Origin of the sequence: Xylophilus sp. ASV27, assembly GCF_016428875.1 — a bacterium.
GTDB lineage: Bacteria > Pseudomonadota > Gammaproteobacteria > Burkholderiales > Burkholderiaceae_C > Xylophilus.
Map to the genome: position 1 here is coordinate 1 of NZ_JAELTO010000115.1, position 13,823 is coordinate 13,823.

Annotated in this window: 13 protein-coding genes; 9 read left to right on the plus strand and 4 right to left on the minus strand. The window is 69.2% G+C overall.

Going from position 1 to position 13,823, the window contains the following annotated elements; genetic code table 11:
- Nucleotides 1-57 precede the first annotated feature (57 nt).
- Nucleotides 58-684, plus strand: coding sequence for a Smr/MutS family protein (locus tag JHD63_RS18930; RefSeq protein ID WP_198972362.1), 627 nt, complete (start codon nucleotides 58-60; stop codon nucleotides 682-684).
- 48 nt (nucleotides 685-732) lie between these two features.
- Here the strand turns inward: JHD63_RS18930 and JHD63_RS18935 are convergent, their stop codons facing one another.
- Nucleotides 733-1,134: an FKBP-type peptidyl-prolyl cis-trans isomerase gene (locus tag JHD63_RS18935; RefSeq protein ID WP_198972363.1), complete on the minus strand. Its 402-nt coding sequence runs from the start codon at nucleotides 1,132-1,134 to the stop codon at nucleotides 733-735.
- Nucleotides 1,135-1,183: 49 nt separating this feature from the next.
- On the minus strand, nucleotides 1,184-1,588 hold the full coding sequence (locus JHD63_RS18940; protein WP_198972364.1) for a group II truncated hemoglobin: 405 nt from the start codon (nucleotides 1,586-1,588) through the stop codon (nucleotides 1,184-1,186).
- 166 nt (nucleotides 1,589-1,754) lie between these two features.
- Here JHD63_RS18940 and JHD63_RS18945 point away from each other — a divergent pair, with 166 nt between their 5' ends.
- Nucleotides 1,755-2,081, plus strand: coding sequence for a thioredoxin family protein (locus JHD63_RS18945; protein ID WP_198972365.1), 327 nt, complete (start codon nucleotides 1,755-1,757; stop codon nucleotides 2,079-2,081).
- A 14-nt stretch (nucleotides 2,082-2,095) separates the two neighbouring features.
- On the opposite strand, the gene JHD63_RS18950 is transcribed toward JHD63_RS18945, so the two are convergent.
- Together JHD63_RS18950 and JHD63_RS18955 are read right to left on the minus strand one after the other, a co-directional pair.
- On the minus strand, nucleotides 2,096-3,391 hold the full coding sequence (locus tag JHD63_RS18950; protein ID WP_198972366.1) for a heavy metal sensor histidine kinase: 1,296 nt from the start codon (nucleotides 3,389-3,391) through the stop codon (nucleotides 2,096-2,098).
- Complete coding sequence (locus tag JHD63_RS18955) at nucleotides 3,391-4,065, minus strand: heavy metal response regulator transcription factor (RefSeq protein WP_198972367.1); 675 nt, start codon at nucleotides 4,063-4,065, stop codon at nucleotides 3,391-3,393. The genes JHD63_RS18950 and JHD63_RS18955 overlap by 1 nt, the downstream gene beginning before the upstream one ends.
- A 129-nt stretch (nucleotides 4,066-4,194) precedes the next feature.
- Here JHD63_RS18955 and JHD63_RS18960 point away from each other — a divergent pair, with 129 nt between their 5' ends.
- The 7 genes from JHD63_RS18960 (at nucleotide 4,195) to JHD63_RS18990 (ending at nucleotide 13,545) form a co-directional block, all read left to right on the plus strand.
- The gene (locus tag JHD63_RS18960; RefSeq protein WP_198972368.1) at nucleotides 4,195-4,530 is read left to right on the plus strand and encodes a hypothetical protein; all 336 of its coding nucleotides are present in this window, start codon (nucleotides 4,195-4,197) and stop codon (nucleotides 4,528-4,530) included.
- Nucleotides 4,531-4,612: 82 nt separating this feature from the next.
- Entirely contained in the window at nucleotides 4,613-4,966 is a 354-nt protein-coding gene (locus tag JHD63_RS18965) for a hypothetical protein (protein WP_198972369.1), read from the plus strand.
- A 65-nt stretch (nucleotides 4,967-5,031) separates the two neighbouring features.
- A complete protein-coding gene (locus tag JHD63_RS18970; RefSeq protein ID WP_370590579.1) occupies nucleotides 5,032-6,300 on the plus strand; it encodes a TolC family protein in 1,269 nt (422 codons plus the stop codon).
- A 19-nt stretch (nucleotides 6,301-6,319) separates the two neighbouring features.
- Nucleotides 6,320-7,567 carry an efflux RND transporter periplasmic adaptor subunit gene (locus JHD63_RS18975; protein WP_198972370.1) on the plus strand — a complete coding sequence of 416 codons (1,248 nt, stop codon included), beginning with the start codon at nucleotides 6,320-6,322 and terminating at the stop codon, nucleotides 7,565-7,567.
- Between the two features lie 8 nt (nucleotides 7,568-7,575).
- A complete protein-coding gene (locus tag JHD63_RS18980) occupies nucleotides 7,576-10,758 on the plus strand; it encodes an efflux RND transporter permease subunit (RefSeq protein ID WP_198972371.1) in 3,183 nt (1,060 codons plus the stop codon).
- A 32-nt stretch (nucleotides 10,759-10,790) separates the two neighbouring features.
- Complete coding sequence (locus JHD63_RS18985; protein ID WP_198972372.1) at nucleotides 10,791-11,150, plus strand: hypothetical protein; 360 nt, start codon at nucleotides 10,791-10,793, stop codon at nucleotides 11,148-11,150.
- Nucleotides 11,151-11,439: 289 nt separating this feature from the next.
- Complete coding sequence (locus JHD63_RS18990; RefSeq protein ID WP_233168427.1) at nucleotides 11,440-13,545, plus strand: TonB-dependent receptor; 2,106 nt, start codon at nucleotides 11,440-11,442, stop codon at nucleotides 13,543-13,545.
- Nucleotides 13,546-13,823 lie beyond the last annotated feature (278 nt).

Sequence of the window (13,823 nt, forward strand, 5' to 3'; positions counted from 1 at the left end):
CCCCCCCCCCCCCCCCCCCCCCCCCCCCCCCCCCCCCCCCCCCCCCCCCTTTTTTAGATGTGTATAAGAGACAGGGCCGAGGCCGCCGCGCGCGAGGCCCGGGCGCAGCGCGAGCGGCTGCAGGCCGCGCGGCGGGCCGAGGCCGAACGCAACCTGTTCGCCGCGGCCTGCGGGCCGGTGCAGCCGCTGCGCGAACGGGGCCGCCGCGCCGTGCTCGAACCCGACCCGCCGCCGCCGATCGCGGCGCAGCACCAGCGCGACGAAGAGCGCGTGCTGCGCGAGTCGATCAGCGACGACTTCGACGTCAGCTCCCTGCTCGACACCGACGACCAGCTGAGCTTCCGCCGCCCCGGCGTCAACGTCGACGTGACCCAGCGCCTGCGCAAGGGCGACTGGAGCATCCAGCGCCAGCTCGACCTGCACGGCCTGCGCACCGGCGAGGCGCGCGAGGCGCTGGGCGCCTTCATCCGCGACGCCTGGCGGCAGGGCCTGCGCTGCCTGCGCGTGGTGCATGGCAAGGGCCTGGGCTCGCCCGGCAAGACGCCGGTGCTCAAGGGCCGGGTGCAGAGCTGGCTGGTGCAGAAGAACGAGGTGCTGGCCTTCGTGCAGGCGCGCCCGGCCGAAGGCGGCGCGGGCGCGCTGGTGGTTCTGCTGCGGCCATCAAGCTATAAAAATCATAGCTAGAAGCCCAGAAATTACCTGGGCTTCAGCCACTTTTCCTTCAAAAAACTGCTATTTGCCCGAGACGTCGAGCAGTTCGATCTCGAAGGTCAGCGTGCTGTTGGGCGGGATCACGCCGCCCGCGCCGCGCGAGCCGTAGGCCGTGGCCGGCGGGCAGGTGAGCCGGGCCTTGCCGCCGACCTTCATCTTCTGCACGCCCTCGGTCCAGCACGGGATCACGCCCTTCAGGGGGAACGAGATCGGCTCGCCGCGCTTGTAGGAGCTGTCGAACTCCTTGCCGTCGGCCAGCGTGCCGCGGTAGTGCACCTTGACCGTGCTGTCGGCGGTGGGCTGGGCGCCGGTGCCGACCTTGAGCTGCTCGATGTTGACGCCCGAGGGCAGCACTTCGGCGCCGGCGGCCAGCGGCAGCGCGGCGGCGGAAAACAGGATGGCGAGGGCGGAACGAATCTTCATGGTGATGGCGGAGTGTTGATGGACAAAGGGGCATAGGCTAACGGATGCGCTACACGCCCTTGTTGCGCATCCAGTCGCCGGTCTGGAAGAAGCTCTGCCGCAGCCGCAGGCGCAGATCGTCCGGCACGCCGGTCTCGCCCATGGCCTGGTCCATGCAGGCCAGCCACTGGTCGCGCTCCAGGATGCCGATGGGAAAGGGCAGGTGCCGCGCGCGCAGCATCGGGTGGCCGAAGCGTTCGGTGTAGTGCTGCGGGCCGCCGAGCCAGCCGCACAGGAACCAGAACAGCCGCTGCCGCGCGTTGGACAGGTCGCTGCCATGGACCGCGCGCAGCGCGGCATAGCCGGGCTCCAGGTCCATCAGGTCGTAGAAGCGCTCGACCAGCGCGTACACGCGGGCTTCGCCGCCGATCCACTCGAAGGGCGTGTCGAACGGGGGTTTGTCTTGGATCTGCATGTGCGCAATGGCAAAAACGGCGCCCGAGTATCCCACCAGAGCCCGCGCACGGCATGATTTCGGCCAAAACCGCCCGTAGCCCAGGAAAAACTTGGGCTATTAGCTACATAAACCATAGCAAACCACACGGCAGAATGGCAGATCCCCGTCACACCGCAATTCCGCCATGAGCACGCCCTACGCCGCCAACAGCCCGACCCGCGCCGAGATCGACGCCCTGCCCGGTGCCACGCTGCTGGAGTTCGGCACCGACTGGTGCGGCTTCTGCCGCGCCGCGCAGCCGCTGATCGCCGCGGCGCTCGCCGCCCAGCCGGCGCTGCGCCACCTCAAGGTGGAAGACGGGCCGGGCCGGGCGCTGGGCCGCTCGTTCAAGGTCAAGCTCTGGCCGACCCTGATCTTCCTGCGCGACGGCCAGGAACTGGCGCGGCTGGTGCGGCCGGCCGACGCGGCGGCGCTGCGGGAGGCGATGCTGCGGCTCGGTGGCAGCGCCTGAACCGCGCGCGGCGCTCACAGCCCCATGGAGAACGCCACCGTGGTCGTGCCCGCGAAGGAGGACGCCCGGGTCTGGCCGCCGTGCATGCGCGCGATGGCGGCCACGATGGCCAGGCCCAGGCCGTAGTGCGCGCCGGTGCGGCTGCGGTCCAGGCGGTAGAAGCGCTCGAACAGCCTGCCGCCGGCCTCCTGCGGAATGGCCGGGCCCTGGTTCGAGACCTCGATCCAGGCCGCCCCGTCGCGCCGGCCGATGTCGATGCGGATCACCGAGCCGGCCTTCGCATACTGCACCGCGTTGCCCAGCAGGTTGGAGATGGCGCGCTTGACCAGGCCCAGGTCGGCCTCGACTCCGGCGTCGCCCACCACCTCGACCGCCAGGCCCTTGCTCTCGAGCATCGCCTCGTGGAATTCCACCACGTCCAGCGCGGCGCTGGACAGGGCCCGGACATGCTCGGTGCGCGCGGTCACGCCCCGGTCCGCGCGGGAGAGAAAGAGCATGTCCGACACGATCGCCGACAGCCTGCGCGCCTCCTCGACGTTGGAGAGCAGCACCTCGCGCAGCTCATCCGCATTGCGCGGCTTGGCGAGTTCGACTTCCGCCTCGCCGATCAGGTTGGCCAGCGGCGTGCGCAGTTCATGGGCGACGTCCGCGTTGAACGCCTCCAGTTGCTGGTAGGCCCGCTCGGCTCTTTCGAGCATCTGGTTGAACTGGTGCACGAAGGGCGCCATCTCGGTGCCGTAGGCGCCTTCATCCAGCCGCTTGCCGGAGGCGTGCGGGCCCACCCGGCGGGTTTCCAGGGCCAGCGAGCGCAACGGCGTCAGCGCCTTGCGCACCAGCCGCGCGCCGATGAGCGAGGCCACCAGCGATGTGCCCAGCGACACGATCACCAGCGCGAGGGCCAGCGTGCGCAGGATGGCGCGGTCGGAGCCGACGTCGATGCCCAACTGCAGTTCGAGTTCCGGCGCATCCGCCCGGGGCACGAGGCGCTCCTGCCGCCAGGAGCGTGTGCTGGCCGCAGGTCCGGCCGCGAAGATCAGCTCGCCGTTGCGCCTGAGCTGCACGGCCAGTTCGTCATGGGTGCGGAAGAAATCGTGGAGTTCGTCGCGCAGCACGTCCCAGTTGTCCGCGGACTTCGCCAGGCTGTAGAGCGCGTGGATCATGCCTTCGTGCCGCACGATTTCGGCGCGCTGCCGCCGGTCGAAGCTGTGGTGCGCCACCATGTAGATGAGCGCGGAGATGACGGCCAGGCAGCACAGCGTCTGGATCGCCAGCCACCACGAGAGCGAGCGCTGGATCGAGCGCGTCGCCATCAGGCGCTCCGGTCTTCGAGCACGTAGCCCATGCCGCGCACCGTGTGCAGCAGCCTGGATTCGAACGGGTCGTCCATCTTGCTGCGCAGCCGCCGGATCGCGACCTCGACCACGTTGGTCTCGCTGTCGAAGTTCATGCCCCAGACCTGCTCGGCGAGCATGGTGCGCGAGAGCACCTGCCCGGTGCGCCGCATCAGCAGCGTGAGCAGCGCGAACTCCTTGGCGGTCAGGTCCAGCCGCACGCCGTCGCGGGCGGCCCTGCGGGCGACCAGGTTGAGCTGCAGGCCCGCCAGCTGGTACTGGGTCGTCTCCTGGAGCTTGCCGCGGCGCAGCAGCGCGTGCAGCCGGGCCAGCAGCTCCGAGAAGGCGAAGGGCTTGAGCAGATAGTCGTCGGCACCGGCCTGCAGGCCGCGGACGCGGTCGTCGATCTCGTCCTTGGCGGTCAGCATCAGCACCGGCATCGTCTTCACGGCGCGGACGCCGGCCAGCACGGCAAAGCCATCGATGCCCGGCAGCATCACGTCCAGCAGCACAATGTCGTAGTCGCCCGCCAGGGCCATCGCGCGGCCCTGCAGCCCGTCGCGGGCCAGGTCCACCTGGAAGCCGTTCTCCGATAGGCCCTTGCGGACGTAGTCCCCCATCTTCTGCTCGTCTTCGACCACCAATATGCGCATCGGCCGATGATAGGAACTCCGCCCCTTTCCGGGATTACTTATTTGTAATCCCGGCGTCGGCTCGATGGCGGACTGGTTTTCTACAGTTCTCTCACACCGGCATTTCGTCGGTTCAACGAAAGGAAAGCCATGACCAGGATCCGTACTCTCCTCATCAGCTCCGGCGTCGCCGCCACCCTGCTGGGCGCACCCGCCGTGGTGCTTGCCGCCGGCGAGTTCCACCCGGGCAGCGGCGAGAAGGGCTACACCCACAAGCCGTCGCACCGCGTGCTGAGCAAGGACCGCTCGGAGGTGGTGTCCGCGCGCGACGACGCCCTGCGCTCACAGTCGCAGCGCATGCGCTACGGCGAAAGCTGGGGCGCATCGGTGCAGGCCCCGGGCAGCGCCGGCCCGAGCCGCGCGGAAGTCCAGCGCGAGACGCTGCGCGCGATGAAGGCCGGCGAGATCAGCAAGGGCGAGCTTTGAGCAGGCCCGGGCGGCCGCGTCTCATGCCCGCAGCCCGTGACGGGTCTTTGAGGCGGGTCGCCCTCTCGTAGAATGCGCCGCAATGTTCAGCCGCCTGGTCATCGTGTTCCTGCTGGTCCTGGTCCCGCTCCAATGGAGCGCGGCCCAGGGGCATGAACTCGCCGATGACGCAGGTGCCTTCTCGGCCGTGCTGGAAGGCGGTTCGCAGCTGGCGCAACTGCTGGAGCACCACGACGAGCCGGGGGGCGTTTGCCAGTTCCACGAACTGGTGCAGCCGGGCGCGATGCTGATCGCCCCCGGCCCGGAAAACCTCCTACGCCGTTGCACCGGGAGCTGGAGGCTCGCGCGCAAGCTGGCGCCGCCGGGCTCGCGCTCGCCCCACGACATCGAGAAGCCCAAATGGAGTGGCCGCCCGAGCGTGGCGGCGAGCTCCTGAAGATGACGCACATGACCTGAAGTCGTCCGGGCTCGCCGAAGTTTTCTCTCACTTCGGAGTTCCCGGTGGCATTCTTTCGCCTCTCTTTTCCCGAGGCCGCGCCGCGCATGGCGCTGGCGCTCCTCGTCGTGTCCTGCTCAGCCCAGGCACAACCCGCGCAGAACTCGATATCGATGGGCGAAGCCATAAGGCGCGCGCTCGTCGCCAACCCCGATCTCTCGGCCGTGCGCCGCGAATGGGAGGCCACCGCCGGGGCATTGGCCCAGGCCGGCCTTCGCCCCAACCCGGAGGGATCGCTCCAGCAGGAAGACGTCAGGAACGGGCGGCGGACGACGACCTTCCAGGTCAGCGTGCCGATCGAGCGCGGCGGCAAGCGCGAGGCACGGGTGGCCGTGGCATCGCGCATCCGGGAGCAGGCCGGGCTGGACGTCGACCAGTACCGCGCGGAGGTGCGGGCGGCGGTGGTCACGCGCTATTTCGGGGTGCTGCTGGCCCAGGAGCGCCAGAAGCTCGCGCAGGAGTCGCTGGCGTTGTCCTCCGGCGGTGCGGATGCGGCCGGCAAGCGGGTACAGGCCGGCAAGGTCTCTCCGGTGGAGGAGACCCGCGCACGCGTCGCCCAAGCCGCGGCCCAGGCCGAACTGGCGCGCGCGGAGAGCGACGTGCGCAGCGCCAGACAGCGCCTGTCCGCGTTGTGGGGCGACGCGGCGCCGGCCTACGGCGACGTGCTCGGCAGCCTGGCGCTGCCGGCCGAAGGACTGCCCGATGCGTTCGTCCAGCAGCGGGTGCAGGCCTCGCCCCAGCTCCGGCGCGCCCGGCTCGAGGTGGAACGCCGCAGAGCGGCGGTGGCGCTGGAGCAGGCGCGCAGCGTGGTGGACGTCGCGATCACGGCGGGGGCAAAACGCTCCCAGGAGTCGGGCGTCACGCAGGCGGTCATCGGCCTCTCGGTGCCGATCCCGCTGTTCGACCGCAACCAGGGCAACATCGCCGAAGCCATGCGCCGTGAAGACAAGGCGCAGGACGAACTCGCAGCGGCGGAACTGCGTCTCGCCACGGACGTGGCCCAGGCGCGCGAGCAGTTGCGCGCCGCGCGCACCGAGGCCCTCACCCTGAAGCGGGACGCCGTGCCCGGCGCCCGCAGCGCCTACGAGGCGGCGGCGCAGGGCTTCACGCTGGGCAAGTTCAGCTACCTCGAAACGCTGGACGCCCAGCGCACGCTCATCGGCACCCAGGCGCAGTACCTGCGCGCGCTGGCCGACACCTACCAGGCGGCGGCAGAACTGGAGCGCCTGCTCGGCATTTCCGACGAGACGTCGGTCCTGCTGAAACCCCAATGACCCTGATTCCCTGAGCACCATGAACCACAGCAACGACCCATCGGCCCGTTCCTCGCGCAAGCAGTGGGTGGCCATCGCCCTCATCCTCGTGCTGGCCCTTGCGGCAGGCGCGGCCATCCTGCGCATGGGCCCGTCGGGCCACACGGATTCGCACGGGCATGAGGCAAGGTCCGGGCAACACGAGGACGGACACGGGCATGACGAGAAGCCCGCCGCCGCGCAGGCCGACGCGCACAAGGACGAGAAGATCGCGTTCACCCCGGCGCAGATGGCCTCCTCCGGCGTGTCGATCGACGTCGCCGGCCCCGCTCGGATCGCCACCACCGTGCAATTGCCGGGCGAAATCAGGTTCAACGAAGACCGCACCGCCCACGTCGTGCCGCGGGTGGCGGGCGTGGTGGAAAGCGTCTCCGCGGACCTGGGGCAGCAGGTGCGCAAGGGCCAGGTCCTGGCGGTGCTCGCCAGCGCCGGGGTCTCGGAACTGCGCAGCGAGCTGCTCTCGGCGCAGAAGCGCCTGGCGCTGGCGCGCCTCACCGCGGAACGCGAACGCCGGCTGTTCGAAGACAGGATCTCCGCCCAGCAGGACTTCCTGCAGGCAGAGCAGGCGCAGCGCGAGGCGGAGATCGCGGTCGCCAATGCCGGCCAGAAGCTCCAGGCCATTGGCGCGGCGGCCGGGTCGGGCAACCTGTCGCGCTATGAGCTGCGCGCGCCGTTCGACGGCATGGTGGTGGAAAAGCACCTGTCGCTGGGCGAGTCGGTGCGCGAGGACGCGCAGGTCTTCACCATCTCCGACCTGTCCACGGTCTGGGCGCAGATCAACGTCAGCGCCTCGAACCTGAATCTGGTGCGGGTCGGCGAGCAGGCCATCATCCGCGCCAGCGGTTTCGAGCAGTCGGCATCGGGCAAGGTGTCCTATGTGGGCTCGCTGCTCGGCGAGCAGACGCGCACGGCCGTGGCCCGGGTCACGCTGGCCAACCCGGCGCTGGCATGGCGCCCGGGGCTGTTCGTCACGGTGGAGCTCGTCTCCGGCAAGTCCGATGCGCCGGTGACGGTCTCTGCCGACGCGGTGCAGACGCTCGAGGACAAGCCCACGGTGTTCGTCCAGGTCGACGGCGGCTTCGAGGCGCGCACCGTGCGCCTGGGCCGCAGCGATGGCAGGCGCGTCGAGATCCTGGCGGGACTGGAGGCCGGCACGCCCCATGCGGGCAAGGGCAGCTTTGCGGTCAAGGCGCAAAAGGGCAAGGGCTCTTCCGGTCACGAGCACTGAAGTCCGCCATGTTCGAACGCATCATCCACTTCTCCATCGCGCAGCGATGGCTCGTCATGCTGGCCGTGCTGGCGATGGCCGGCCTGGGGCTCTACAACTACCAGCGGCTGCCGATCGACGCGGTGCCGGACATCACCAATGTCCAGGTCCAGATCAACACCGCCGCGCCCGGCTACTCCCCGCTGGAGACCGAGCAGAGGGTGACCTTCCCGATCGAGACGGTGATGGCGGGCCTGCCCGGGCTGAAACAGACCCGCTCGCTCTCGCGCTACGGGCTGTCGCAGGTGACGGTGATCTTCCAGGACGGCACGGACATCTACTTCGCGCGGCAGCTCGTGAACGAGAGGATCCAGTCCGCGCGCGACCAGTTGCCGCAGGGCGTGAGCCCGGCCATCGGACCGATCTCCACCGGCCTGGGCGAAATCTATCTCTGGACGGTCGAGGCGGAGGACACCGCGCGCAAGCCTGATGGGCGGGCCTACACGCCGACCGATCTGCGCGAGATCCAGGACTGGATCATCAAGCCGCAACTGCGCAACGTGAAGGGCGTGACCGAGATCAACAGCATCGGCGGCTTTGCCAAGGAATACCAGATCGCCCCCAGCCCCGAGAAGATGTCCGCCTATGGCCTGAGCATGGTGGACCTGGTCACGGCGCTGGACCGCAACAACGCCAACGTGGGCGCGGGCTACATCGAGCGCAGGGGCGAGCAGTACCTGATTCGCGCGCCCGGGCAGGTCAGGTCCATGGAAGACCTGCGCAACGTGATCCTGGGCAACAGCGCAGGCGTTCCCATCCGCATCAGGGACGTGGCCGAAGTGATGATCGGCAAGGAGCTGCGCGCGGGCGCGGCCACCGACAACGGGCGCGAAGTGGTGCTGGGCACGGTGTTCATGCTGATCGGCGAGAACAGCCGCACCGTGTCGCGGGCGGTGGACGCGAAGATGGCCGAGATCAACCGCACGCTGCCCGAGGGCGTGAAGGCCATCACCGTCTACGACCGCACCGTGCTGGTGGACAAGGCCATCGCCACGGTCAAGAAGAACCTGCTGGAAGGGGCGGTGCTGGTGATCGCCGTTCTGTTCCTGTTCCTTGGCAACATCCGGGCGGCGCTGATCACGGCCACGATCATTCCGCTGTCGATGCTGTTCACCTTCACCGGCATGGTGAGCCAGAAGGTCAGCGCCAACCTGATGAGCCTGGGCGCGCTGGACTTCGGGATCATCATCGACGGCGCGGTGGTGATCGTGGAGAACTGCGTGCGCCGGCTTGCGCACGCGCAAGGCGCCGCCGGCCGCAGCCTGACGCTGAAGGAGCGCTTCGCCGAGGTGTTCGCCGCGTCGCGGGAGGCGCGCCGCCCGCTGATCTTCGGCCAGATCATCATCATGGTGGTCTACCTGCCCATCTTCGCCCTGAGCGGCGTCGAGGCCAGGATGTTCCACCCCATGGCGTTCACGGTGGTGATCGCCCTGCTCGGCGCCATGCTGCTGTCGGTGACCTTCGTACCAGCGGCGGTGGCGCTCTTCATCGGCAGGAACGTGGCCGAGAAGGAGAACCGCCTCATGCGCTGGATGCGTGGCGGCTACGAGCCGCTGCTGCGCAAGGTAATGCGCGCCCCTGCCGTCGTCGTCACCCTGGCGGCCGTGGCGGTGGTGCTGTCCGGCCTGCTGGCCACGCGCCTGGGCACCGAGTTCGCGCCGCACCTGAGCGAAGGCGACCTGGCGATACAGGCGATCCGCATCCCCGGCACCAGCCTGAGCCAGTCGGTGGAGATGCAGCAGCAGCTCGAAATCACGCTGAAGGAGAAGTTCCCGGAAATCAAGCGCGTGTTCGCACGGACCGGCACCGCAGAGATCGCGTCGGACCCGATGCCGCCGAACATTTCGGACGGCTACATCATGCTCAAGCCGCAGGATGAATGGCCCGCGCCGCGCAAGACCGCCGCCGAACTGCTGGGCGCCATCCAGGAAGAGGCCGAGAAGCTGGCGGGCAGCAGCTACGAGTTCTCGCAGCCGATCCAGTTGCGGTTCAACGAGCTGATATCGGGGGTGCGCAGCGACGTGGCGGTGAAGATCTTCGGCGACGACATGGACGTGCTGAACAGGTCCGCCGCCGAGGCCGCGCAGGTCCTGCAGTCGCTGCCCGGCGCGTCCGAGGTCAAGATCGAGCAGACCACCGGCCTGCCCATGCTCACCATCGACATCGACCGCGGCAAGACCGCGCGCTACGGCCTGAACGTCGCCGACGTGCAGGACACCATCGCCACCGCGGTGGGAGGGCGCGAGGCCGGCACCATGTTCGAAGGCGACCGCCGCTTCCCCATCCTGGTCCGTCTGCCGGAAGCAACGCGCCAGGACCTCGATGCGATCCGCCGCCTGCCCGTCGCGCTGCCGAAGGGCGCATCGGCCTCGGCGGCCACGTTCATTCCCCTGAGCGAGGTTGCCGACTTCTCGATCGCGCCCGGCCCGAACCAGATCAGCCGGGAGGACGGCAAGCGGCGCATCGTCGTCAGTGCCAACGTGCGCGGGCGCGACCTGGGCTCGTTCGTGGCGCAGGCGCAGGAGGCGATGCAGGAGGTCGCGCTGCCGCCCGGCTACTGGCTCGCCTGGGGCGGGCAGTTCGAGAACCTGCAGTCGGCCACGCAGCGCCTGCAGATCGTGATACCGGTGTCGCTGGCCCTGGTGTTCATGCTGCTGTTTGCCATGTTCGGCAACCTCAAGGACGGCCTGCTGGTCTTCACGGGCATTCCGTTTGCGTTGACCGGCGGTGTGCTTGCGCTGTGGCTGCGGGACATTCCGCTGTCGATCTCGGCAGGGGTCGGCTTCATCGCCCTGTGCGGCGTCGCGGTGCTGAACGGATTGGTGATGCTCTCCTTCATCCGCCAGTTGCGGGACAAGGGCCTGCCATTGCACGACGCGGTGCATGAGGGCGCGGTCCAGCGCCTGCGGCCGGTGCTGATGACCGCCCTGGTCGCTTCGCTGGGCTTCATCCCGATGGCCCTGGCGACGGGAACCGGGGCGGAAGTGCAGCGCCCCTTGGCCACCGTCGTGATCGGCGGCATTCTGTCGTCCACGGCGCTGACGCTGCTGGTGCTGCCGCTGCTCTACACCTGGGCGCATCGCAAGGACAAGCCCGGCATGCAGCAGGCCGAGCCGGAGCAGGCCCTGCCATCTGCTATCCGCGACGTCTGAGGCCGCGCAAGGATCGAAGATAATGCCGGGCCATGCACGCCCTGCGCACCTCTTGCCTGCTTGCCCGCCTCGTCCTGGCGTGGTTCGCATTGACGCTGGGCGTGGCGGCGGCATCGCCGGTGGTCCATCCCAGGGCGACGGAGATCGTCTGCACGGCGGGCGGCAGCATCAAGATCGTCGTCAGCAGCGACGACGGCGCTTCGGCGGAGATCGGGCAGCACACCCTCGATTGCTCGCTGTGCCTCGCGGCCACCGTGCCGCTGCCCGCGCGCCGCGTTGCGCTGGAAATGCCCCAGCCGCTCGCGCACGCGCTCAGGCCGCTCGTCGCGGCGCACATTGCCGCGCTCGTCGGCGCGCCCCTGCCCCCGCGCGGGCCTCCTTCGCTCGCCTGATCCTCGCGCTGACCATGCCCCCGCACGGGGCCATGGGTAGCCATCGCCGCAGCCCGGCACTGCGCACTCCGAGGCGTGGCCGCGCCAGCGGCCCATCCTGACCGACAGCGCCCGCCGCCCGGCGCGGCGCGGGTCCGCCCATCCCGAACTCCCAGGCCGCCGCCTTGCGCGTGGCCGGCCTCGACACGACACCATGAAGCAGAACGAGCACATGCTCCACCCCGCCCCCGCCCTTCCTGCACGGCGCCACGCCGCGGCGATTTCATGCGCCTTGAGCGCCCTCGCCACGATGGCGCATGCACAGACCGGACAGCCGTCCACGCTGGGCACCGTCGTCGTCACGGACAGCGTTCCGCAGGCCAATGGCCGGCTGAACCTCGACACCCCGACGCAGACCGGCAGCCGCCTGGGCCTGACGCCGCGCGAGACGCCGGCGGCTGTCACGGTGGTGGATCGCACCACCATCGAGGCGCGCGGCGCGCAGGACACGCAGGAGATCCTGCGCGCGATCCCGGGGGTGACCGCCCACAACGCGCCGGGCAGCATCGGCGTGAGCTACCGCGGCTTCAGCGGCGCCTCGCTCACGCAACTCTTCAACGGCATCAACGTGCAGTACACCATCGCCGCGCGGCCGGTGGACAGCTGGATCTACGAGCGGGTCGAGGCCATCGGCGGCGCATCCAGCTTTCTGTATGGCGCGGGCGGTGTCGGCGGCACGATCAACTACATCACCAAGCTCGCGGAGCGCCACGACATTTCAGAGGCCCAGTTGCGCCTGGGCAGCAAGGGCCTGAAGGAAGCCTCGTTCGGCCTGAACCGGCGCATTGCCGGCGACGGCGCGGGCGGCGGCCACTACCTGCGCATCGACCTGAACCACCGCGACGCCAATGGCTGGGCCGACGGCACCGGGACGCGCGCGACCCAACTGGCGACCTCGCTGCTCTCGGACCTGGGGCGCGGCGTCACGCACACGCTCGCCTATGAATTCCAGGACGAGCGGGTGGACCGCCCCTACTGGGGAACACCGCTGCTCAATCCCGTTGGCGGCACCGCGCGCGTGAACGCGGGCACGCGCTTCAAGAACTACAACAGCGCCGATGGCCTCTACGCGCAACGTGTGCACTGGCTGCGCTCCGTGGCCGACTGGCGCGCCAGCGACGCGCTCCAGTTCAGGAACACCTTCTACGCGTACGACGCGCTGCGGGACTACCGCAACGTGGAGAACTACCGCTTCAACGCGAGCAACACGGCGGTAATCCGCTCCGGCGCACTGCTGCAGCGCCATGACCAGCGCGTGGTCGGAGACCGCGTGGAGGGCACCCTCGCGTCGGACATCGGCGGACGCCGCAGCGACTGGGCCTTTGGAATGGACGTCAGCGTCAACCAGCAAACCCGCTTTCCCAGAAGCCTGCCGGGCACGGTCAGCACCGTCGACCCCTACGACTTCCCCACCGAGAACTTCTTCGGCATCGCGGGCATGTCGCCCGGTTTCAGTCCCGACCGCGACAACAAGGTCACGAGCACGGCGCTGTACCTGGAGAACCGCACGGCGCTCGTGCCCAGCGTGCACCTGGTCACCGCGCTGCGCCATGAGCGCATCCAACTGGACCTGACCAACCGGCGCGAGGTCACCGCCGCCAATCCGGCCCGCTTCCAGCGCAGCTACGAGCCCACCACCGGGCGCATCGGCATGGTCTGGGACTTCGCGCCCGGCGCCAATCTGTACGCCCAGTATGCGACCGCCGCCGATCCCCCGTCGGGCGTGCTGTCCACCGCGTCGTTCGCAGACGTGCGCAACAACAGCGAACTGACCACGGGCCGCCAGGCAGAGGTCGGCAGCAAGCTCGACTTTTGGCAGGGCAAGGGCACGGCGGCGCTGGCGGCCTACCGCATCACCCGCAAGAACGTCGCCACGCAGGACCCCGGCAACAGCGCGCTGACCGTGCTGGCGGGCGAGCAGTCATCCAAGGGCGTGGAGATGTCGGTGGGGCTGCAGCCCACGCGGCAGTGGTCCATCCAGGGCAACCTGACCTATGTCGATGCCCGCTACGTGACCTTCAGGCAGGGCGGAGTGTCGCTGGCCGGAAAGACGCCGACCAACACGCCGGCCACCGTGGCGAATCTCTGGGCCTCCCATTCCCTCACACCGGCGCTGCAGGCGAGCATCGGCGTGCGCAGGATCGGCAAGGTCTATGCGGACGCGGCCAATACCCTGAGCTGGCCGGCCTACACGCTGGTGGACCTGGGCCTGAGCTACCAGATCAACCGCAATGTCTCCGTCGTGGGCCGCCTGCGCAATGCGACCAACCGCCTCTACGCGGCCAACGTGGGCAGCACGATGGCCTATCTGGGCGCGCCGCGCGCGGCGGACATTGCGCTGCGCGCCGCGTTTTGATGTGGAACTCCCCCGAAGCGCCTGCGGCGCTTCCCCCTCAAGGGGACGCACCCGGTGGCCTGGCAAAGCCAGTTCCGCGGGTGCCCTGGCAAGGCTGCGCACGTCTCACACGGCGTGTTTCATCATCCGGGGTGTCATCATTAATGTCACTTAGGGAAGGTCTGCGCAATGAGCTTTGAGATGTGCTGAGGCGGCCTGATAGAGCCAATTTGCAAACAAGTCCAGCCGTGCCGCGGCCTTTGGGCCCTTTGCGGGCCTGTTTTTCGGCCATCAGGCCG